Annotated in this window: 16 protein-coding genes; 8 read left to right on the top strand and 8 right to left on the bottom strand. The window is 69.2% G+C overall.

All coding sequences use genetic code 11. The annotated features are described in order from the left end of the window. Window positions 1-9 precede the first annotated feature (9 nt). Both J8I33_RS09875 and J8I33_RS09870 read right to left on the bottom strand, forming a co-directional pair. The gene (locus J8I33_RS09875; protein ID WP_209935117.1) at window positions 10-1,677 is read right to left on the bottom strand and encodes a bifunctional protein tyrosine phosphatase family protein/NAD(P)/FAD-dependent oxidoreductase; all 1,668 of its coding nucleotides are present in this window, start codon (window positions 1,675-1,677) and stop codon (window positions 10-12) included. Between the two features lie 30 nt (window positions 1,678-1,707). Continuing rightward, complete coding sequence (locus tag J8I33_RS09870) at window positions 1,708-2,592, bottom strand: MBL fold metallo-hydrolase (RefSeq protein ID WP_209935099.1); 885 nt, start codon at window positions 2,590-2,592, stop codon at window positions 1,708-1,710. A gap of 253 nt (window positions 2,593-2,845) precedes the next feature. Here J8I33_RS09870 and J8I33_RS09865 point away from each other — a divergent pair, with 253 nt between their 5' ends. Together J8I33_RS09865 and J8I33_RS09860 are read left to right on the top strand one after the other, a co-directional pair. Next, window positions 2,846-4,228, top strand: a complete 1,383-nt coding sequence (locus tag J8I33_RS09865) for a sigma 54-interacting transcriptional regulator (RefSeq protein WP_209935092.1) — start codon at window positions 2,846-2,848, stop codon at window positions 4,226-4,228. 83 nt (window positions 4,229-4,311) lie between these two features. Next, entirely contained in the window at window positions 4,312-4,836 is a 525-nt protein-coding gene (locus J8I33_RS09860; protein ID WP_209935079.1) for a DUF4124 domain-containing protein, read from the top strand. 93 nt (window positions 4,837-4,929) lie between these two features. On the opposite strand, the gene J8I33_RS09855 is transcribed toward J8I33_RS09860, so the two are convergent. From J8I33_RS09855 to J8I33_RS09840, 4 genes are all read right to left on the bottom strand, one after another. After that, window positions 4,930-5,958, bottom strand: a complete 1,029-nt coding sequence (locus J8I33_RS09855) for a MerR family transcriptional regulator (RefSeq protein WP_209935073.1) — start codon at window positions 5,956-5,958, stop codon at window positions 4,930-4,932. A gap of 130 nt (window positions 5,959-6,088) precedes the next feature. Continuing rightward, the gene (locus tag J8I33_RS09850; protein WP_124680931.1) at window positions 6,089-7,654 is read right to left on the bottom strand and encodes an efflux transporter outer membrane subunit; all 1,566 of its coding nucleotides are present in this window, start codon (window positions 7,652-7,654) and stop codon (window positions 6,089-6,091) included. Between the two features lie 2 nt (window positions 7,655-7,656). Then, entirely contained in the window at window positions 7,657-10,818 is a 3,162-nt protein-coding gene (locus tag J8I33_RS09845; RefSeq protein ID WP_209935068.1) for an efflux RND transporter permease subunit, read from the bottom strand. Then, window positions 10,815-11,924: an efflux RND transporter periplasmic adaptor subunit gene (locus J8I33_RS09840; protein ID WP_050015485.1), complete on the bottom strand. Its 1,110-nt coding sequence runs from the start codon at window positions 11,922-11,924 to the stop codon at window positions 10,815-10,817. The genes J8I33_RS09845 and J8I33_RS09840 overlap by 4 nt, the downstream gene beginning before the upstream one ends. A gap of 188 nt (window positions 11,925-12,112) precedes the next feature. Here J8I33_RS09840 and J8I33_RS09835 point away from each other — a divergent pair, with 188 nt between their 5' ends. After that, complete coding sequence (locus tag J8I33_RS09835; RefSeq protein WP_050015483.1) at window positions 12,113-12,733, top strand: TetR/AcrR family transcriptional regulator; 621 nt, start codon at window positions 12,113-12,115, stop codon at window positions 12,731-12,733. A 28-nt stretch (window positions 12,734-12,761) separates the two neighbouring features. Here the strand turns inward: J8I33_RS09835 and J8I33_RS09830 are convergent, their stop codons facing one another. After that, the gene (locus J8I33_RS09830) at window positions 12,762-14,495 is read right to left on the bottom strand and encodes a ClcB-like voltage-gated chloride channel protein (RefSeq protein WP_200891631.1); all 1,734 of its coding nucleotides are present in this window, start codon (window positions 14,493-14,495) and stop codon (window positions 12,762-12,764) included. 115 nt (window positions 14,496-14,610) lie between these two features. After that, window positions 14,611-15,687, bottom strand: a complete 1,077-nt coding sequence (locus tag J8I33_RS09825) for a YeiH family protein (RefSeq protein WP_209928520.1) — start codon at window positions 15,685-15,687, stop codon at window positions 14,611-14,613. A 112-nt stretch (window positions 15,688-15,799) separates the two neighbouring features. Between J8I33_RS09825 and J8I33_RS09820 the strand changes: the two genes are divergently transcribed. The 5 genes from J8I33_RS09820 to J8I33_RS09800 all read left to right on the top strand — a co-directional run bounded on the left by J8I33_RS09820 (window position 15,800) and on the right by J8I33_RS09800 (window position 21,004). Further along, complete coding sequence (locus tag J8I33_RS09820) at window positions 15,800-16,693, top strand: LysR family transcriptional regulator (RefSeq protein WP_050015477.1); 894 nt, start codon at window positions 15,800-15,802, stop codon at window positions 16,691-16,693. A gap of 162 nt (window positions 16,694-16,855) precedes the next feature. After that, window positions 16,856-17,620 carry a TIM barrel protein gene (locus tag J8I33_RS09815; RefSeq protein WP_050015475.1) on the top strand — a complete coding sequence of 255 codons (765 nt, stop codon included), beginning with the start codon at window positions 16,856-16,858 and terminating at the stop codon, window positions 17,618-17,620. A 28-nt stretch (window positions 17,621-17,648) separates the two neighbouring features. After that, complete coding sequence (locus J8I33_RS09810; protein ID WP_089488460.1) at window positions 17,649-18,641, top strand: sugar kinase; 993 nt, start codon at window positions 17,649-17,651, stop codon at window positions 18,639-18,641. A gap of 112 nt (window positions 18,642-18,753) precedes the next feature. Beyond that, the gene (locus J8I33_RS09805; RefSeq protein ID WP_050015472.1) at window positions 18,754-20,034 is read left to right on the top strand and encodes an MFS transporter; all 1,281 of its coding nucleotides are present in this window, start codon (window positions 18,754-18,756) and stop codon (window positions 20,032-20,034) included. A 4-nt stretch (window positions 20,035-20,038) separates the two neighbouring features. Next, a complete protein-coding gene (locus J8I33_RS09800; RefSeq protein WP_089488654.1) occupies window positions 20,039-21,004 on the top strand; it encodes a D-glycerate dehydrogenase in 966 nt (321 codons plus the stop codon). Window positions 21,005-21,029: the final 25 nt, after the last annotated feature.

Here is a 21,029-nt window from a genome sequence, read left to right as displayed (position 1 = left end):
GCGCTCCGGTCAACGGGCGATCGCGGGCTTCGCGAGCCATTCGCGGCCCTTGAGCATCGCCTTCCAGTAGAGCGGCGGCAGCACGCGTTCCTTCAGCAGCCACGCGAGCCGCGATGGCCGTTTGCCGTCGATCAGCCAGGCGGGGAAGGTCGGCGCGACCTTGCCGCCGTACAGGAATTCGGCGAGCACGATCTTGCCGCGCTCGACGGTGAGCGGGCACGAACCGTAGCCGTCGTACGCGGCGTCGCCCTGTGCGCGGCCGAGCGACGCGAGCAGGTTGTGCGCGACGACGGGCGCCTGCTTGCGGGCGGCCGCGGCCGTTTTCGCATTGGTCGTGTTGGTGACGTCGCCGAGCGCGTAGATGTCCGGAAACTGCTTGTGGCGCAGCGTCGCCGGATCGACGTCGATCCAGCCGGCCGCGTCGGCGAGCGGGCTCGCGCGTACGAAATCGGGGGCCTTCTGCGGCGGCACGACGTGGATCATGTCGAACGAACGCTCGACGGTTTCCCTGCCGCCTTCCGGCAGCGCGCGCGAGAACGTCGCACGGCGCGCGGGCCCGTCGATCGCGACGAGGTTGTGGCCGAACGACAGCGCGATGTCATAGCTTTTCACGTACTCCATCAGCGCCGGCACGTAATCGGCGACGCCGAACAGCGCGCCGCCCGCATTCAGGAATTCGACGTTCGCGGCGTCGAGGCGCCCCGTGCGCCGCCAGTGGTCGCACGACAGGTACATCGCCTTTTGCGGCGCGCCCGCGCACTTGATCGGCATCGGCGGTTGCGTGAAGAGTGCATTGCCGCCGCGGAATGCGCGCACCAGCTCCCACGTATACGGCGCGAGATCGTAGCGGTAGTTCGACGTGACGCCGTTGCGGCCGAGCGTGTCGGCGAGGCCGTCGATCGCATGCCAGTCGAGCTTGAGCCCCGGACACACGACGAGCCTGCGATAGCCGATGCGCCGGCAACCGTCGAGCACCACCACGTGCGCGTCGGGCTCGAAGCCGGCGACCGCGGCCTGGATCCGCTGCACGCCGCGCGGCAGTACGTCGGTCATCCTGCGCGCGGTCGTCTCGGGGCAGAACACGCCCGCGCCGACCATCGTCCAGCCGGGCTGGTAGTAGTGAACGTCGGCGGGATCGATCACCGCGATGTCGAGCGACGCGTCGCGCGCGAGCAGGCTCGACGCGACCGCGATGCCGGCCGCGCCCGCGCCGACGATCACGATGTCGTGTCGCGCGTCCACGGCCGGCGCGCTCTGGCGGCCGTCCTGCGCGATACGCGAGGTGAGCGCGCTCAGGTCGTAGCCGGCCGCGCCGGCGGTGGCGACGAGGTCGTCCAGCGGGCGCAGCCCCGCCTGCGACAGCGCCCACAGCGTGGCCGACCGCGTGCCGCTGCGGCAGTACGCGAGCACGGGCCCATTCAGCGACGCGACGAGCGCGCCGAACTGCGCGGCCTGGTCGTCGGTCACCTTGCCGGTATCGACCGGCAGGTAGTGCACGTCGATGCCGAGCGGCGCGGCGGCCGCGCGGATCTCGGTGACGGTCGGCTGGTCGGCGCCTTCGCCGTCGGGCCGGTTGCAGATGATCGCGCGAATGCCCGCCGCGTGAAGCTCGGGCAGGTCGGTCGTCGCGATCTGCGGCGAGACCGACAGCGTGTCGGTCAGCTTGCGGATGGTCATATTGGGGGGCTCCGTTTGGGGGCGCGCGGCTCAGATCGCGTCGAGCGGGATCTTCAGGTAGCGCACGCCGTTGTTCTCGGGTTCGGGCAGGTGGCCGGCGCGCATGTTGACCTGCACCGACGGCAGCATCAGCACCGGCATGTCGAGCGTCGCGTCGCGCGCGGTGCGCATCGCGACGAAATCGTCCTCGCTCACGCCATCCCTCACGTGCACGTTCGCGCGGCGCTGCTCGGCGACGGTCGTCACGAACTGCACGTCGCGGCCGCCCGGCTGGTAGTCGTGGCACAGGTACAGGCGCGTGTCGGGCGGCAGCGCGAGCACGCGCATGATCGAGCGGTACAGCATGCGCGCATCGCCGCCGGGGAAGTCACAGCGGGCCGTGCCGTAGTCGGGCATGAACAGCGTGTCGCCGACGAACGCCGCGCGCTGCGTCGCGTCGTCCACGCAGTAGGTCATGCACGCGGGCGTGTGGCCCGGCGTGTGCAGCGCGCGGATCGTCAGCGCGCCGAGTGCGAGCGTGTCGCCGTCGTCGACGAGCCGGTCGAACTGGCGGCCGTCTTCCGCGAAGCCGGGGCCTGCGTTAAACAGCGTGCCGAACACGTGCTGCACGCGGCGCACGTGCGAACCGATCGCAATCTGGCCGCCGACCTGCGCTTTGAGGTAGGGCGCGGCCGACAGGTGGTCGGCGTGCACGTGCGTCTCCAGCAGCCAGTGCACGGTCGCGCCGAGTTCGGCGACGCGCGCGATCAGCCGGTCGGCGCTGGCGGTGCGCGTGCGGCCGGATTTCGGGTCGTAGTCGAGCACGCTGTCGATCAGCGCGCATGCGCGGCTCGCGGTATCGAGCAGGAGATAGCTGACGGTGTGGGTCGCCGGGTCGAAAAAGCCTTCGACCGACAGGGCGGGGGCGTTGCTCACGGGGTGTCCTCGATCGGGTGCTGCATCTGCAATCGCGATCTTTATCTCAAGAAGCATGCCAACCTGCGGCGCGGTACCGGCCGATGTGGCAGGGGCTTGATTCGGCTCGGGTTTTCGGGACGTCGGCGGCCCTGTGGAGATGTCAACGACATTCGGTGGCGGACGAGAACTGCCACATCTGGCAGTGTCGTGGCAGAATTGGCAGTCAGCCTGGCAGTCCATCCGGGCGCCCCTTCGCCGAGCGAGCCGCCGCATGAATCCGCACGACACCATTCCGATCGTCCCCTCCGCGCGTCACGACGCGATGCCCGACGTACGCGCGCTCGTCGCGTATCTCGAGCAGGACCCGCAGCCGATGATCGTGGTCGATCCCGACTACCGGATCCTCGCGGCGAACGATGCGTACCGGCGCCAGTTCGGCGTGGCCGGCGTCGAGCATGTGGGCCGGCACTGTTTCCAGGTGTCGCATCACTACAACGTGCCGTGCGACCAGGCCGGCGAGCATTGCCCGATGAAGCAGGCGCTCGAATCGCGCGGGCTCAACCGCGTGCTGCACATCCATCACACGCCGCGCGGCCCCGAGCATGTCGACGTCGAGCTGCGGCCGATCTTCGACGCGGACGGCAACGTGATCGCGTACGTCGAGCGGCTGACGACGGTGCGCAGCGCGTCCGCGCAGCCGAGCGCGGAAGGGCTCGTCGGCGGCTCGGACGCGTTCAACGCGGCGCTCGGCGCGCTGCAGCGCGTGGCGCCGTCGACGCTGCCGGTACTGCTGCTCGGCGAATCGGGCACCGGCAAGGAGCTGTTCGCCCGCGCGCTGCACGAGGCGAGCGATCGCGCGATGGGGCCGTTCGTCGTCGTCGATTGCTCGGGGATCGCCGAGACGCTGTTCGAGAGCGAACTGTTCGGCTACGAGAAAGGCGCGTTCACGGGCGCGAACCAGCGCAAGCCCGGCCTCGTCGAGACCGCGCAGGGCGGCACGCTGTTTCTCGACGAGATCGGCGACGTGCCGCTGCCGATGCAGGTGAAGCTGCTGCGGCTGATCGAATCGGGTACGTTCCGGCGCGTGGGCGGCGTCGAGGCGCTGCGCGCCGATTTCCGGCTCGTCGCGGCCACGCACAAGCCGCTGCGCGAGATGATCGACGACGGCCGGTTCCGGCAGGATCTTTACTACCGGATCAACGCGTTTCCGATTCCGCTGCCGGCGCTGCGCGAACGGCAGGGCGACGTCGCGCTGCTGGCCGAATCGATCCTGCGGCGGATCGCGAACGCGCGCGGCAACGCGGGCGACGCGAATGCGCGACCGTTCACGCTGACCGAGCGTGCGCGCGCGTGCCTCGATGCGTATGCGTGGCCCGGCAACATCCGCGAGCTGCGCAACGTGCTCGAACGCGCGTGCCTGTTCGCGGACGACGGGACGATCCGCGTCGAACATCTGCCGGCCGAGCTCGTCGCGGCCGCGGCGGCGCCGCATGCGCAGTCGGCGGATGCGGGCGGCGTGTCGGATGCGGAGCTCGTCCGGATCGCGCGCGCGTTCGACGGCACGCGCAAGGCGCTCGCCGCGCAGCTCGGATTGAGCGAACGGACGCTGTACCGCCGGATGAAGGCGCTCGGGCTCGGCACGCGCGAGCGCTGAACGGGCGTGGTGCGTGCCGCTGGCAGCGGCACGCGGCTTTGTCGATAATGGCGCGTTCGATTCCGGCTCTCTCTCCATCTCCGATGAAAAGACATGTTCTTTCGAGTTGTCTGTTGCTCACAGTCGCAGCGCTGGCCAGCCCGGCGCACGCCGCCGATTACACGTGGACCGATGCGGCCGGCGCGCACGCGGTGACGCTCGCCAGAACCGCGTCCGGCGACGACGTCGAACTCAAGGTGTCCGCGACGCTCGACGGCCGCCCCGACTGGGCAGTGCGCGACTACGTGAAGGCATGCCCGGTCGACGTGATTCTCGACGTCGTGCCGAAGTCGATCGAAATGCGCGACCTGCTCGGCAACGGCCGCAAGCAGTTCCTGTTCGCGTACAAGATCGGTTGCCGCGGCGACGTGAGCGCCGATCAGGTCAAGTACTTCCTGATCGACGCAGGGACGAAATACGTGCTTCGTGGCGAGGAGATCGTCACGGTCAACGGCAAGTTCGTCGACGGGGGCGCGGCGCCCGTGCCGAACGCAGAGCTGAAGGCGCAGCCCGCGTTTCTACGTTACATGATGAAGCGCTGGCGCGGGATCAGCATGCGCAACGACTAGGCGGGTGCTTGGCCGTCGGGCGTGAGATACCGGCTGCCAATGGTGAAACGGGCGGCACACGGGAACTCCGCTTGCCGCCCGCGAATCACGCGATCAGCGCGCCGGCGCCAGCTGCGCCATCGCCTCGCGCATGAAACCGAGCAGCGTGTCGTCGGTCCACGAATCCTTAGTCAGCGCCGGCTCGTTCATCAGCGCGTGACGGAATTTCGCGTGCGTGGCCGGATCGTGGCCCGCGTAGCTGCAGAACAGCTCGAGCCAGCGCTGCGCGAGCGCGCGGCCTTGCGGCGAATCGGGCCGCGTGCCCGCATCGATCGCGTCGCGCACGTCGGCCATCAGTTGCGGCCATTCCATCGCCCGTTGACGGTAGTGCGCGCGCATGAAGCGGCTCTCGTCCGGCGTGAGGTACTTCTCGAAGAGCCGCATCTTCGTCTCCGACGAGGCCCGGAGCACATAGTCGCGCAACGCCGTCGAGATGCCGATCTTCGACTGCATCGACGGCTCCTGCTCATGCATCAGATTCAGCTTCGCAAGCAGCCGCGGATCGTTGTTCGTGTCGCGTACCAGCAGCGCCATCCAGCGCGCGGCAAGCGCACGTACGCGCTCGTCCTCGGCGGGCACACCCGCCTCGTGCAGCGTACGGACCTCGTCGACGAGCGCGATCCATTCCGCGTCGCCGGCCTGGCTCTTCTGGTACATCGGCAGGCGCGCGAGTTCTTCCTCGGAGAAATATTTGTCGTACACGGTCATCAACTCCAGTGTGGTGAGCCAATCGGCCAGTTCCGGCTCGGTGCCCGCCGCGAGCTGCGCATGCAGGCTCGCGAGCCGCTCGCGCAACTGCGCGGTTTGCGCGAGCTGGCGGTCGAGCGACGCGATCTGCTTCGCGACGAGATCGACGAGCGGCGTGCCGGGCCGGTTCAGGTAATCGCCGATTTCGGCGAGCGACAGTCCGAAGCGACGCAGGGCCTGGATCTGGTGGAGCCGGGCGACGTCGTCGCGGTCGTACAGCCGGTAGCCGTTGTCGGCGCGCGCCGAAGGCTTCAGCAGACCGATTGCGTGATAGTGATGAAGCGTGCGGACGGTCAACCCGCTGCGTTTCGCCAGGTCTCCCACTTTCAGCCGCATTCGTTCCTCCGTTCGGTGCGCACACTGGAGTCTCGAACGTTACGCTACGTGAGGGTCAAGCGGAAGATCGGCGATCGAACGCGCGTGGCGGGGCGCCGCACGCACGTTCGATCGGAGGGGGGTATGGCGGTTATTGCGCCGAAGGAGCGGGGTCGGGCGCGGCGGCGCGTGCTTGCGTGCCGGTCGTGCCGTCGCCGGCGGCGTGGCCGCTTTTACCGGACGTGTCGCCGTTGTCGGCCGGCGGCGTGCCCATCGCCTGGTAAAGCCGCGCGGTATCCGCGAACCGTGCGCCGGTCGCGCGAATCTCGTCGAGCCGCGCATTGCGGTACTGCAACTCGCTCGCGCGCGCGGCCGACGGCGGCAGCGCGCCGAGCCGCACGCGGGCGGCCGCGTCGTCGTACGCGCCACGCGCGGACAGCGCGGCGCGCGACGTCGCATCGAGCGCCTCGGCGTCGTGCTCGAGCGCCGCGAGCGAATCGGCGACGTTCTGGAACGCGCCGAGCACCGCCTGCTTGTACTGGTCGACCGCGGCCTCGTAGGTTGCCTTCGCCGCGCGGCGCTGCGCGAGCAGCGCGCCGCCGTGGAAGATCGGCTGGCTCAGCGACGCGCCGACGTTCCAGATCGCGCCGGCGCCCGACAGCATCGCCGGCCAGCTGAAGCCACCTTTGCCCATCGCCGCCGACAGCGACAGTTGCGGAAACATTTGCGCGGTCGCGAGGCCCACTTCGGCGGCGGCGGCCTTCAGCCCCGCGTCGGCGGCCTGGATGTCCGGGCGGCTTTGCAGCAGGTCCGACGGCACGACGACGGGCACCTGCTCGGGCAGATGCAGATCGGCGAGCGCGAGATCGGCCGGCGGCCGGTCGGGCGTACGGCCGACCAGCACGGCGAGCGCGTGGCGCGCCGAGTCGCGCTGCTGGCGCAGCGCGGGCAGGCTTGCCGCGAACGTGTCGGCGCTTTGCCGGGCGTTCAGCGCGTCGCTGCGCGAGGCCGAACCGAGCGCATGGCGGCGCTCGGCGTCGTGCGCCTGGTCGTTCGCGAGCGCGACGAGTCGCTCGGTCGTGTCGATCTGCGCATTGAGCACCGATACGGTGATCGACGCGGTCACGATGTTCGCGGCCAGCGCGCGCCGCGCGGATTCGAGCTGGAACGCGCTGACGTCGACGCGTTTCGCGAGCGCGCGGTTCGCGAAGCGCGACACGCCGAACAGGTCGACCGTGTAGCTCGCCTGCAGTTGCCCGACGAACGTGTCGTACAGCAGCGTCGGTGCGCCGAGCGCGGGAATCGGCACGCCGAGCGCGCGCTGGCGCGTGGCCTGGCCGACCGCGTCGATCGACGGCAGCATCGAGCTGCCGATCTGTCCGCGCAACTGCTCGCGCGCCGCATTCAGCGAATGCGACGCCGCGCTCAGCGTCGGGCTGTTGCGCAGCCCTTCGTCGACGAGCGCGTTCAGCGCATCGGAACGGTACTGTTTCCACCAGTCCGGCACCGGCTGCGCGCCGACCTCGAACTGTTGCGCGACGCCTTGTGCGGACACCGTCTGCTGGACTTGCGGCGCGGCGCCGTAGTGCGCGGGCGACGGCATCGCGGGCGGCTCGCCGCTCGGCGCGAACCACGCGCAGCCCGCGAGCGGGCCGGCGACGCTCGCCGCGGCGAGCACCCGCACGGCTTTCTTTTTCAGGGTCATCGATCGATCCATGGTCAGGCTCCCGACGGCGCGGCAGGCGTGCCGTCTGGCGGCGGGCCGTCCTGCGGGTCGCGTTCGTCGCGCTTCACGCGGAACCACGTCGCGTACAGCGCAGGCAGGTAGAACAGCGTCAGCACGGTCGCGCTCGTGATGCCGCCCATCAGCGCGGTTGCCATCGGCCCGAAGAAGTTCGAGCGCAGCAGCGGGATCAGCGCGAGCACCGCGGCCGCGGCCGTCAGCGTGATCGGGCGGAAGCGCCGCACGGTCGCGCCGATGATCGCGTCGACGCGGCCGTGGCCGGCCGCGATGTCCTGCTCGATCTGGTCGACCAGGATCACCGAGTTGCGCATGATGATCCCGAACATCGCGATCACGCCGAGCATCGCGACGAAGCCGAACGGCTGGCCGAACAGCAGCAGCGTCGCGGCCACGCCGATCAGCCCGAGCGGCGCGGTCAGCACGACCATCAGCACGCGCGAGAAGCTCTGCAACTGGATCATCAGCAGCGTGAACACGGCGATCGCCATCAGCGGCATCTGCGCGTTGATCGACGCCTGCGCCTTCGCGCTTTCCTCGACCGAGCCGCCGATGTTGATCTGATAGCCGACCGGCAGTTGCGCGCGCAGCGGGTTCAGCTTCGCGTCGACCGCATGCGTGACGTCGATGCCCTGGGCGCCGGCGCGCACGTCCGACTGCACGGTGATGGTCGGCTGACGGTCGCGCTCCCACACGACGCCGTATTCGAGCGTCGGCGTGAAGCGGCCGAGCGAGCCGAGCGGCACGGGGCCGTTCGGCGTCGGCAGCGCGAGGCCCGCGAGCTTCGCCGGATCGACGCGGTCGGCGCGCGGCGCGCGCAGGTCGACGGCGATCAGCTTGTCGCGCTCGCGATACTGCGTGACGGTCGTGCCGGACAGCGTCATCGCGAGGAAGCTCGACACGTCCTGCGACGTGACGTTCAGCTCGCGCGCCTTCTTCTGGTCGAGCTCGAAGCGCACCGAGCGCTCGGCCGGCTCGTCCCAGTCGAACTGAACGTTGACCGTGCGCGCATCGCCGCGCATCGTCGCCGCGACCTTCTCGGCGATCGAGCGGACCGTCGCGATGCTGTCGCCGCTCACGCGGAACTGCACCGGATAGCCGACCGGCGGGCCGTTCTCGAGCCGCGACAGGCGCCAGCGCACGGCAGGAAATGTGTCGCGCAGCGTGGTTTCGAGCCAGGTCGCGAGCTTCTCGCGATCCTCGACCGATTTCGCGGTGATCACGAACTGCGCGAAGTTCGGCAGTTGCAACTGCTGGTCGAGCGGCAAATAGAAGCGCGGCGCGCCGCTGCCGACGAAGTTCACCGCATGGTCGATCTCGGGCCGCTTGTCGATCGCTTTCTCGAGGCGCTCCGTCTCGCGCAGCGTCGCCGCGAACGACGCGCCTTCGGGCAGCCGCAGGTCGACCAGCAGCTCGGGCCGGTCGGAGCTCGGGAAGAACTGCTGCGGCACGAGCGAGAAGCCCATCATCGCGACGACGAACAGCACGCCCGTGATCAGCAGCACGACGAAGCGCCGCTCGATGCACCAGTCGATCCAGCCGCGCAGCCGCCGGTAGAAGCGGGTATCGTAGATGTCGTGCTCGTGATCGTCGGGCAGGTGCGCCTCGTGCGCGTGCCGCTTGCGCTCGGGCAGCATGTGGAAGCCCAGCAGCGGGATCAGCACGACGGCCGCGAACCACGACGCGATCAGCGCGATCGCCGATACCTCGAAGATCGAGCGCGTGTATTCGCCGGTGCTCGATTTCGCGAGCGCGATCGGCAGGAAGCCCGACACCGTGACAAGCGTGCCGGTCAGCATCGGGAACGCGGTGCTGGTGTACGCGAACGCGGCGGCGCGCGCGCGGGTGTAGCCCTGTTCGAGCTTCACGGCCATCATCTCGACCGCGATGATCGCGTCGTCGACGAGCAGCCCGAGCGCGAGCACGAGCGTGCCGAGCGACACCTTGTGCAGCCCGATGTCGAACAGGTACATGAACAGCGCGGTGACCGCGAGCACGACCGGGATCGAGATCACGACGACCATCCCGGTGCGCAGCCCGAGCGACACGAGGCTCACGACCAGCACGATCGCGACCGCTTCGGCGACGGCTTCGAGGAAGTCGTCGACCGAATGCGAGACCGCGTGCGGCATGCTCGACACCTCGGTCAGCTTCAGTCCGGCCGGCAGTTGCGCCTGCAAATCCTTCGATTCGGCGTCGAGCGCCTTGCCGAGCCGGATCACGTCGCCGCCCGGCTGCATCGTCACGCCGATGCCGAGCACGGCGTGGCCGTTGGTGCCTGGACCGGCCGTACGCATTTGCGTGACTTGCGGATCGTCGTACCCGCGTTTCACAGTCGCGAGATCGCCGAGCCGGAACGTGCGGCCGTTGATGCGGATCAGCGTATTCGCGATCGCGTCGACGTTGTCGAACTGGCCGCTCGGCCGCACGAACACGCGATCGTCCGCGGTCGTCAGCACGCCGGTCGACGAGATGTCGTTCTGCGCGTTGATCGCCTGGCCGAGCTGCTGGGGCGAGATGCCGAGGCGCGTGAGCTGCGCGTTGTTGACCTCGATGAAGATCCGCTGGTCGGGGTCGCCGAAATAATCGACCTTGCCGACGCCCGGCACGCGCAGCAGCACGGTGCGCAACTGGTCCGCGTAGTCGTGCAGTTGCGCGGGCGTGAAGCCGTCGCCCTCGAGCGTCCAGATGTTGGTGTAGACGTCGCCGAATTCGTCGTTGAAGAACGGGCCCTGCACGCCGGGCGGCAGCGTGTAGCCGATGTCGCCGACTTTCTTGCGGATCTGGTACCAGGTTTCGGGCACGTCCTTCACGGGCGCCGAATCCTTCATCGTGAAGAAGATCAGCGACTCTCCGGGGCGCGAATAGCTGCGCAGGAAGTCGATGGCCGGCGTTTCCTGCAGCTTGCGGCCGATCCGGTCGGTCACCTGTTCCTGCACCTGCCGCGCGCTCGCGCCCGGCCAGAAGGTGCGGATCACCATCACGCGGAACGTGAACGGCGGGTCTTCGGATTGCGCGAGCCGCGTGTAAGCGAGGATGCCCGCGAGCGTCGCGAGCGCGATCAGGTAGACGACCAGCGCCTGGTGGCGCAGCGCCCATGCGGACAAGTTGAAGCGGCCTTCTTCGTGGGAGACGCTCACGATGCGAAGTCCTCCGGATGCAGCGGCGCGATCGCGCGCACCTTCTCGCCCGCGCTGACCGTATGCACGCCCTGCAGCACGACGCGCTCGCCCGGCTGCAGCCCGTGCGACACGGTGACCGTGCGCTCGTTGAAGCGCGCGACGTCGACGCGGCGCAGTTCGAGCGTGTCGTCCTTCGTGCGCACGACCCACACGGCCGGTTGCGCGCCGTCGTGGAACAGCGCGGTCGCGGGCAGCGTGATCGGCTGCGTATCGCCCGCGGCCGGCGCGCCGTCGAACGCGACGTCCGCGGTCATCCCGAGCCGGATCGCCGGATCGGGCGCGCCCAGCGTGAGCTTCACGCGGTAGGTGCGGCTTTGCGGATCGGCGGCCGGCGCGATTTCGCGCACCTTCGCGGCGAACTGGCGGCCCGGCAGCGACGGCAGCGTGACGGTGGCGGCATGACCGGGCGCGAGCGACGCGAGCGCGGCCTCGGGCACGTCGCTGACGACGTCGACGTCGCCCGACCACGCGAGCTGGTAGACCGGCTGGCCGGCCGACACGTTCTGGCCGGTGTCGGCCTGTTCGGCGGTGATGGTGCCCGCATGGTCGGCGACGAGCGTCGCGTAGCGGAGCTGGTTCTTCGCGAGCGCGAGCTGCTGCTGCGCCTGGTCGCGCTGCGCGAGCGCCGACGTGTAGCTGTTCTGCGTCTGCTCGAGCTGCGCGGTCGCGATCAGGTTTTCGCGGGCCTGCGCGCGATCGCGGTCGAGCTGCTGTTTCGCGAACGCGAGGCTGTGCGACGCGGCATCGAATTGCGCCTGCGCGCTCGCCGCGTTCTTCTCGACGTCGGACGGATCGAGCAGCGCGACGACCTGGCCGACCTTCACCGTATCGCCGAGCCGCACCCGGCGCTCGATGATCTTGCCGGCGATGCGGAACGACAGCGGGGTCGCATAGCGCGGCTGGATGTCGCCGGGCAGCGTGCGTGCGGCCGCGACGGTGTCGGCCCGCGCGGGCAGCGCGACGACGGGGCGCGGGGCGGGCGGCGCGGATTCTTTCGGATGACAGGCGGCAAGGACGAGCGCGGCGCCGATCAGCAGCGCGGCGCGGGAACCGGAGCGATTCACGAAACCCCCAGGTGAGGTGGAGCGGAACGAGGCCGGCAAGCGCGGCGGGCGCTTGCCCCAAGTGGCGCCGGCAGCGGCGCACACGGACAGACGAACGACATCTTCGGAAACTGTGGCGGATTCTAATACACACCTGTATCTGAATGCAAAGATGAATCCGAAAGGGAAGAGATGCTAGACTGCGCGGCATGAAACCACAGCGCTTAACTCGCGAGCAGAGCAGGGACCAGACGCGCGAGCGTCTGCTGAAAGCCGCGCATCGCATTTTTCTGAAGAAAGGCTATGTGGCCGCGAGCGTCGAGGACATCGCAGCGGCGGCCGGCTATACGCGCGGCGCGTTCTACTCGAATTTCCGCAGCAAGTCCGACCTGCTGCTGGAACTGCTGGAGCGCAATCACGAGGAGGTGCGGGCCGACTTCGAGGCGATTTTCGAAGGGGGCGGCACGCGCGAGCAGATGGAATCGATGGCGCTCGCGTATTACCGGACGCTGTTTCGCGACGACGAATACTCGCTGCTGTGGGGCGAGGCGAAGCTGCAGGCGGCGCGCGACGCGAAGTTCCGCGTGCGCTTCAACCAGTTCCTGCACGGCAAGCGCGTGCAGATGGCCGAATTCATCGAGCGCTTCGCCGAGCGTTCGGGCACGCCGCTGCTGCTGCCGGCCGACACGCTCGCGTTCGGGCTGATGTGCCTGTGCGACGGCGTGCAGTCGTACTACACGGCCGATCCGCAGCACGTATCGGTCGACGTGGCCGAATCGGTGCTCGCGGGGTTCTTCGCGCGGGTCGTGCTGGGGCGCGCGCCGGACTGAACACGGCAGGCGGCGCGGGCGGTGCGCGTCAGCGCTCGCCGGTCATCCGCCGGTACGCGTCGAGCAGCGACGTCTTGTAGACGACGCCCGCGAGCGTCGGCTCGGCTTCGCTCTCGATCACCGGCAGCCGCTCGCCCTGGAACGCCATGAAGCGCTCGAGCGCGGTCGCGAGCGGCATGTCGGGCGTGAGCAGCGGAAACGGCGTATGCGCGTAGTGCGCGGCTGTCTTGTCGGTCGTGTCGCGCTTGTCGAGCAAATCGGACGTGATGTCCTTCAGCGCGACCGCGCCGCGAAAGCGCCCGGCGTCGTCGGTCACGTACAGATATTTCACCGGATATTCGAGAAACACGCGCGTCATGTCGGCGACGCTGGCGGTGAGCGGCACGACGGTCTGCGCGGGCTGGATCAGCTCGCGCATCTGCGTGGTGCGCAGCCGCTGCCGCTCCTGCGCGTCCTGGTAGTGGTGCTGCGTGATGTCGTACATCGACGTCGTGCCCGTCGCGCGCGCGACGAAATACGCGAACACGCACGACACCAGCAGCGGCAGCACGACCTGATAACTCAGCGTCATTTCGAAGATCATCAGGATCGCCATCAGCGGCGCCTGCGTGGCGCCCGCCATGAACGCGCCCATCCCGACGATCGCGTACGCGAAATACGCGGACGTATGGCCCGGCCACAGCGCGTCCATCGCGAGCCCGAACAGCGAGCCGAACACCGCGCCGACGAACAGCGTCGGCGTGAACACGCCGCCGATCGCGCCCGAGCCGGCCGTCGCGGCGGTCGCGATCACCTTGAACACGAGGACCGCGACGAGCGCCTGCCAGGTCCACGGCGAATGGAGGATGTGGTTCACGACGCTGTAGCCGTTGCCCCACACGTCCGGAATCCACACCGAGATCACGCCGACCACGAGGCCGCCGAGCGCGAGCCGCACGGGCAGCGGCACCGGCAGTCGCTTGAACTGCGTCTTCGACGCGTCGAGCAGATGCAGGAACTGCGGCGCGAGCACGCCGCACAGCGCGCCGAGCACGACGAACGGCAGCACCTCGGCGCCCGTCACGGCCGGAAACACCGGCATCTCGTACGGCGGCCGGTAGCCGGCGAATTCGCGCATCACGATGTTCGCGACGACCGACGCGACGACCATCGGCCCGAAGCTCTCCATCGCGATCGTGCCGAGCACGATCTCCGACACGAAGAACGCGCCGGCGATCGGCGCGTTGTACGCGGACGTAATGCCGGCCGCGGCCCCGCACGCGACCAGCAGACGCAGGCGCGGCGGGTCGAAGTGCGCGAAGCGGCCGACGAGCGACGCGGCGAGCGCCGCGAGCTGCACCATCGGGCCTTCGCGGCCGATCGAGCCGCCGCTGCCGATCGTCAGCAGCGACGACACGCTGCGCCACAGGCTCTGCCGCACCGGCACGACGCCGTTGCCGAGCGCGACCGATTCCATGTAGTCGGTCTTGGCGGCCGCCTTGTCGCCGCGCGTCGCGAGCAGCAGCACGCAGCCGGCGAGGAAGCCGCCCGCGGCCGGCATCCAGAATCGCACGTACCACGGCAGGCTCTTCGCCATCTGCACGAAGCTGCCGCTGTGCCCCGAGATCAGGCGCTGCATCAGGTCGATGCCTTCGCGGAACGCCATCGTGGCAAAGGCGCCGCCGACGCCGACGATGGCCGACCAGATCAGCATCGTATGGGCGTCCGACAGGCGGAGCAGCGTTCGCGCGCGAGTGCGCAGCTTCAGCAGGAACGAGAGCACGGCTGAAAGGGGGCGATGGAAAACGACGCGAAGCATAGCACTGCGCCGCGCCCGCGGGACTTCCCCGTCGGGCTTCCCGTAGGGCGCGGCGCGCGAGCCGTCGCGGACGTGCGGCTCAGCCAAGCCAGTGCTGCACGGCCCAGGTGATCGCGTAGCCGCCGGCGATCAGCCACACGTACAGGATCAGGCCGGTCATCAGCGCGCGCGGGCCGGCCGCGCGGATCTGCGCGACGCGCGTCTCGATGCCGAGTGCGGTCATGGCCATCGTCAACGCGAAGGTGTCGAGCACGTTCAGCGTATGCGTGACGTCCGCGGGCAGCACGTTCAGCGAATTGACGATCACGAAGCCGAGGAAACCGAGCGCGAACCACGGCACCGCCACCTTGCGCTTGCCGTGCGTGCCGCCGGCCGCGTCGTGCGCCGAGCGCGCCGAACGGGCGAGCCACCAGCCGAGGGCCAGCAGCACCGGCACCAGCAGCATCACGCGCGTCATCTTCACGATCGTCGCGACGTGCGCGACCTGCGGGCTGATGTCGCTCGCCGCGCCGACCACCTGGGCGACTTCGTGGATCGTGCCGCCGAAGAACAGACCGAGGCCGGCCGGATCGAGGTTCAGCAGCCCGGCGTGATAGGCGAGCGGATACAGGAACATCGACAGCGTGCCGAACAGCACGACGCTGCCCACGGCCATCGCGCTCTGGTGCGGTTTCGACTGCAGCGTCGATTCGAACGCGAGCACGGCGGCCGCGCCGCAGATCGCGCTGCCGGCGGCGGTCAGCAGCGCGGCGTCGCGGTCGAGCTTCATCAGCTTCATGCCGACCCAGGTGCCGATCGCGAGCGTGCTGACGACGACCAGCACCGATACCGCGAGGCCCGGCAACCCGACCTGCGCGATTTCCTGCAGGCTCACGCGCAAGCCGAAGAACGCGACCGCGATGCGCAGCAGCTTGCGGGCGGAGAAATTGACGCCGGCCGCCCAGCTGGCCGGCATGCCGTCGCGCAGCGCGTTGCCGTACAACGCGCCGGCGACGATGCCGACGATCAGCGGCGACAGGCCGAGCCCCGCGATCGCGGGAAGCTCGGACAGGCTCGTGACGGCGGCGGCGAACAGCGCGACGAACAGCACGCCGTTCAACTGGCCGCGCATCGACGGCGCGGCGTGGCTGAGAGAGGGAGTCGGAGCAGTGGACATGGAAGCACCGTGATGGAGCGTGTGGCGATGGTGTAATCCTAATTTCGTTATATCGATATGAAAAATTGTGATTTGTGACGTAAACTATCCGGAAAGCCGATAATTCGTCCCCATGACCCCGGATCAACTGATAACGTTCGCCGCCGTCGCCGAGCATCTGAACATCAGCCGCGCCGCCGTGGCGCTGCATCTGTCGCAGCCGGCCGTATCGGGCCAGTTGCGGCTGCTGCAGGACGAGTTCGGCGAGCCGCTGTACCAGCGCGACGGCCGCGGCATCCGCCTGACGCCGGTCGGCGAACAGCTCGCGCAGTACGCGAACGCGCAGCGCGACACGTTCGCGCAGGCGCGTGCGTTTCGCGACGCGGTGCGCGGGTTGGAAGCCGGCACGCTGCGCATCGGCGCGAGCACGACGCCCGCGAGCTACCTGCTGCCGTACCTGATCGCGGCGTTCCAGCCGCGCGCGCCGCGCGTGGCGATCCAGACGATGAGCGGCAACACGGCCGACGTGGTCGCGGCGCTGCCGTCGCTCGACCTCGCGCTGATCGAAGGGCCGCCCGGCGAGGCGCTGCCGCCCGGTACGGCCGTGCACGCGTGGCACGAGGACGAGATCGTCGCGATCGTGCCGGCCGGCCATCCGCTCGCGGCGCCCGGCTACGACGCGGGCGTGACGCTCGACGCGCTCGCCGCGCATCCGCTCGTGCTGCGCGAGGCGGGCTCCGCCGTACGGCAGCTCGTCGAGCGCGCGTTCGCACATGGCGGCGCGCCGATGCGCGTCGCGTTCGAGATCGCCGGGGTCGAGGCCGTGAAGGAGGCCGTGCGCGCGGGGATGGGCGTCGGGTTCGTGTCCGCGATGTCGCTGCGTCACGACGATGCGGCGCTCGTGCTGCGCTCGCTGGCGCCCGCACCGCTCACGCGGCATTTCTCCATTCTCGTCCCGCATGGCGGCGCGCCGTCGCGGCTCGCCGCGCAATTCCTCGAAATGAGTCTCGCGCAGCGCCTCGCGTAGTCGACCGAAGTCGCGCCGGGAACATGCGTTGCACGCGGGCGCGGCGCGCATTCGTGCGATAACGGAGCGTTAGGGATTTCCTCTATGGCGTGCGTCCGAGGCGAAGCGCACCATCCGTCTCAAGCAAATGGAACCGGTTCCATTCCGGTGAAAAAGGGCAACATGGCAGACATCGTGATCGTGGCGAGCGCATTCGGGATGGACCGGGTGCGCCAGGAGGGCCACAGTGCATTCATCGCGACCGTGGCGGCATCCGGCGCGACCGGTTTCGAGGTACGGCGCGAACTGTTCGCGTCGGACGACGACACGGCGCCTGGCGCGCTGGCCGCGCTCGGCGCGCAGATCGCCGGCCACGGGCTGTGGTCGGTCTATTCGACGCCGGACTCGCTGTATACGGAAACGGGCGCGCTCGATGCCGACGCATTGCGCGACGGGCTCGCGCAAGCCGATGCGCTCGGCGCACGCTTCGTGAAATTCCAGCTCGGGGGCTTCGCCGGCGACGCGCACGCGGCCGAAATCGTCGCGCTGTCGCGCGGCGCGCAGGCCCGCGTGGTGGTCGAGAACGGCCAGCTCGAGGTCGGCGGCGCGTTCGCGCAGTTCCGTGGGCTGTTCGATGCGCTCGCCGATGCCGGCATGCGCGATGCGCTCGGCATGACGTTCGACATCGGCAACTGGCAGTGGCGCGGCGAAGCGCCGCTCGACTGCGCACAGGTGCTCGCGCCGCATGTGGAATACATTCATTGCAAGGCCACCGAAGGCGAGGGCGCGCGCCGGTTCGCCGTCGCGCCGGCGCCGAACGATCCGCTCGTGACCGGCGTGCTCGCGGCGCTGCCGCAGCATGCGCCGCGCGGCATCGAGTTTCCGTTCGACGCGGCCGACCTGGCCGGCGATGCGTGCCGGCGCGTCGCGTGGCTTGCAACCGCGTGACCGCGGAAGGATCCTGAGGAGTTCAGTCATGAAAGCAGCACTCGATGTCGTGACCTATGGCGAAGCGATGGCGATGTTCGTCGCGACGGAGCCCGGCCACCTCGCGCACGCCGGGCAATTCGCGAAGCGGATCGCCGGCGCCGATCTCAATGTCGCGATCGGGCTGTCGCGGCTCGGCTTCCGGGTCGGCTGGATGAGCCGGGTCGGTAGCGATTCGTTCGGCCGCTACGTGCTCGACACGCTGGCGCGCGAGGGCATCGACGCGTCGTGCGTGACCGTCGACCCGCGCTACCCGACCGGTTTCCAGCTGAAGTCGCGCAACGACGACGGCAGCGACCCGACCGTCGAATATTTCCGCAAGGGTTCGGCGGCCAGCCACCTGTCGTGCGACGACTACGTGGCCGACTACGTGCTCGGCGCGCGCCACCTGCACCTGACCGGCGTCGCGCCGGCGATCTCGGCGACGTCGTGCGAACTCGCGTTCCGGCTCGCGCGCGAAATGCGGGCGGCCGGCAAGACGATCTCGTTCGACCCGAACCTGCGCCCGACGCTGTGGCCGTCCGCCGACGTGATGGCGAAGACGCTGAATGCGCTCGCGACGCTCGCCGACTGGGTGCTGCCGGGCCTCGCCGAAGGGCGGCAGCTCACCGGGCACGATACGCCGGCCGACATCGCGGGCTTCTATCTCGCGCAGGGCGCGCGCGGCGTCGTGATCAAGCTCGGCGAACAAGGCGCGTATTTCCGCACGGCCGACGGCCGCGAAGGCACGGTCGCCGGCGAGCGCGTCGAGAAGGTCGTCGATACGGTCGGCGCCGGCGACGGCTTCGCGGTCGGCGTGGTCAGCGCGCTGCTCGAAGGGCGCAGCGTCGAGCAGGCGGTCGCGCGCGGCAACCGGATCGGTGCGCTCGCGATCCAGGTGATCGGCGATTCGGAAGGATTGCCGACGCGCGATGCGCTCGACCGGCTCGAAAAGGTCAGCAATCGCGCCGATCGCTTAGAGGAAACCGTCACCGCGCAATGAGAGGCCGGACACGGCACAATCCGCGGATCCATTTCGTGCTTCATGCACGGTTTTGCATGAGACCGGACGACGCAACGATGCGCCGATGCCGGTCTACTCAGGAGACACTCTGATGGCAGCCAATCTCGCAGCTCGACGCTGGTGGACGATCATGCCGATCGTCTTCATCACGTACAGCCTCGCCTACCTCGATCGCGCGAACTACGGGTTCGCGGCCGCAGCCGGCATCAACCAGGATCTCGGCATCAGCAAGGGCCTGTCGTCGCTGATCGGCGCGCTGTTCTTCCTCGGCTATTTCTTCTTCCAGATCCCCGGCGCGATCTACGCGGAACGCCGCAGCGTGAAGAAGCTCGTGTTCGTCAGCCTCGTGCTGTGGGGCGGCTGCGCGGCGCTGACCGGCGTGGTCAGCAACATTCCGTCGCTGATGGCGATCCGCTTCGTGCTCGGCATCGTCGAGGCGGCCGTGATGCCGGCGATGCTGATCTACATCAGCAACTGGTTCACGAAGAACGAACGCTCGCGCGCGAACACGTTCCTGATCCTCGGCAACCCGGTCACCGTGCTGTGGATGTCGATCGTGTCCGGTTATCTCGTGCATGAATTCGGCTGGCGCCACATGTTCATCGCCGAAGGCGTGCCGGCCATCATCTGGGCCGTGTGCTGGTGGGTGCTCGTGCAGGACAAGCCGGCCGATTCGCCGTGGCTCAGCGCCCAGGAAAAGCGCGATCTCGACGCCGCGCTCGCGGCCGAGCAGGCGGCGATCAAGCCGGTGCGCAACTATGGCGAGGCGTTCCGCTCGCCGGCCGTGATCAAGCTGTGCGCGCAGTATTTCTGCTGGAGCATCGGCGTGTACGGCTTCGTGCTGTGGCTGCCGTCGATCGTGAAGAACGGCTCCGACCTCGGGATGGTCGCGACCGGCTGGCTGTCCGCGCTGCCGTACCTCGCGGCGACGATCGCGATGCTCGCCGCGTCGTGGGCGTCCGACAAGGTCGGTTCGCGTCGTGGTTTCGTGTGGCCGTTCCTGCTGGTCGGCGCGGCCGCGTTCGCCGCGTCGTACGCGCTCGGCTCGTCGCATTTCTGGATCTCGTATGCGCTGCTGGTCGTCGCGGGCGCCGCGATGTATGCGCCGTACGGCCCGTTCTTCGCGATCGTGCCGGAACTGCTGCCGAGGAACGTCGCCGGCGGCGCGATGGCGCTGATCAACAGCATGGGCGCGCTCGGCTCGTTCGTCGGCTCGTATTTCGTCGGCTACCTGAACGGCGCGACCGGGTCGCCCGTCGCGTCGTACGCATTCATGAGCGCCGCGCTCGTCGCCGCGGTGATCCTCACGCTGTCCGTCAAACCCCAGGCGCGCGATGCGCATCCGCTCGCCGCGCCGCTGCAAGGAAAATGAAACGATGAAGCCCCGTATCGTCGCGTACAAGCCGCTGCCCGATGACGTTCTCGCGTACCTGCGCGAGCATGCGGACGTCGTGCAGGCCGACGGCGCCGACGCACTCGCCGCCGCGCTGGGCGACGCAGACGGCGCGATCGGCGCGAGCCTGAAGGTCACGCCGCAGATGCTCGATCGCGCGCCGCGGCTGAAGGCGTGGTCGACGATCTCGGTCGGCTACGACAACTTCGACGTCGCCGATCTCACGCGGCGCGGCATCGTGCTCGCGCATACGCCGGACGTGCTGACCGAGTCGACGGCCGATACGGTGTTTTCGCTGATCCTGGCCTCCGCTCGCCGCGTGGTCGAGCTGGCCGAGTGGGTGAAGGCCGGCCACTGGCATCGCAGCATCGGCCCGGACCTGTACGGCACCGACGTGCAGGGCAAGACGCTCGGCATCGTCGGGCTCGGGCGGATCGGCGGCGCGGTCGCGCGCCGCGCGGCGCTCGGCTTCCGGATGCAGGTGCTGTACGCGAACCGGTCCGCGCATGCGGAGGCCGAGACGCAGTACGGCGCGCGGCGCGTGACGCTCGACGAATTGCTCGCGCAGTCGGATTTCGTGTGCCTGCAGGTGCCGCTGTCGCCCGACACGCGCCACCTGATCGGCGCGCCCGAATTCGCGAAGATGAAGCGCGGCGCGATCCTGATCAACGCGTCGCGCGGGCCGGTCGTCGACGAAGCCGCGCTGGTCGACGCGCTGCGCGCGGGGACGATCCGCGGCGCGGGGCTCGACGTATTCGAGAAGGAGCCGCTGCCGGCGGATTCGCCGCTGCTGCAGATGAAGAACGTCGTCGCGCTGCCGCATATCGGCTCGGCGACGCACGAGACGCGCGATGCGATGGCGCGTTGCGCCGCGGAGAACCTGGTCGGCGCGCTGGCCGGCACGCTGCGCACGAATCTCGTCAATCCGGATGCGCTGGCGCATGCCTGAGCCGCCTGCGATAACCGCCCGGCGC

The organism is Burkholderia sp. AcTa6-5 (assembly GCF_017815075.1).
Taxonomy (GTDB): domain Bacteria; phylum Pseudomonadota; class Gammaproteobacteria; order Burkholderiales; family Burkholderiaceae; genus Burkholderia; species Burkholderia sola.
This window is presented reverse-complemented; position numbering and strand designations above follow the sequence as displayed.

Excerpts from the sequence above, each read along its gene's own strand:
- J8I33_RS09860 (WP_209935079.1), top strand. The coding sequence starts at position 4,312 with ATGAAAAGACATGTTCTTTCGAGTTGTCTGTTGCTCACAGTCGCAGCG.
- J8I33_RS09835 (WP_050015483.1), top strand. The coding sequence starts at position 12,113 with ATGAAACCACAGCGCTTAACTCGCGAGCAGAGCAGGGACCAGACGCGC.
- J8I33_RS09810 (WP_089488460.1), top strand. The coding sequence starts at position 17,649 with ATGAAAGCAGCACTCGATGTCGTGACCTATGGCGAAGCGATGGCGATG.
- J8I33_RS09805 (WP_050015472.1), top strand. The coding sequence starts at position 18,754 with ATGGCAGCCAATCTCGCAGCTCGACGCTGGTGGACGATCATGCCGATC.
- J8I33_RS09875 (WP_209935117.1), bottom strand. The coding sequence starts at position 1,677 with ATGACCATCCGCAAGCTGACCGACACGCTGTCGGTCTCGCCGCAGATC.
- J8I33_RS09850 (WP_124680931.1), bottom strand. The coding sequence starts at position 7,654 with ATGGATCGATCGATGACCCTGAAAAAGAAAGCCGTGCGGGTGCTCGCC.
- J8I33_RS09815 (WP_050015475.1), top strand. The coding sequence starts at position 16,856 with ATGGCAGACATCGTGATCGTGGCGAGCGCATTCGGGATGGACCGGGTG.
- J8I33_RS09855 (WP_209935073.1), bottom strand. The coding sequence starts at position 5,958 with ATGCGGCTGAAAGTGGGAGACCTGGCGAAACGCAGCGGGTTGACCGTC.
- J8I33_RS09800 (WP_089488654.1), top strand. The coding sequence starts at position 20,039 with ATGAAGCCCCGTATCGTCGCGTACAAGCCGCTGCCCGATGACGTTCTC.
- J8I33_RS09820 (WP_050015477.1), top strand. The coding sequence starts at position 15,800 with ATGACCCCGGATCAACTGATAACGTTCGCCGCCGTCGCCGAGCATCTG.
- J8I33_RS09825 (WP_209928520.1), bottom strand. The coding sequence starts at position 15,687 with ATGTCCACTGCTCCGACTCCCTCTCTCAGCCACGCCGCGCCGTCGATG.
- J8I33_RS09865 (WP_209935092.1), top strand. The coding sequence starts at position 2,846 with ATGAATCCGCACGACACCATTCCGATCGTCCCCTCCGCGCGTCACGAC.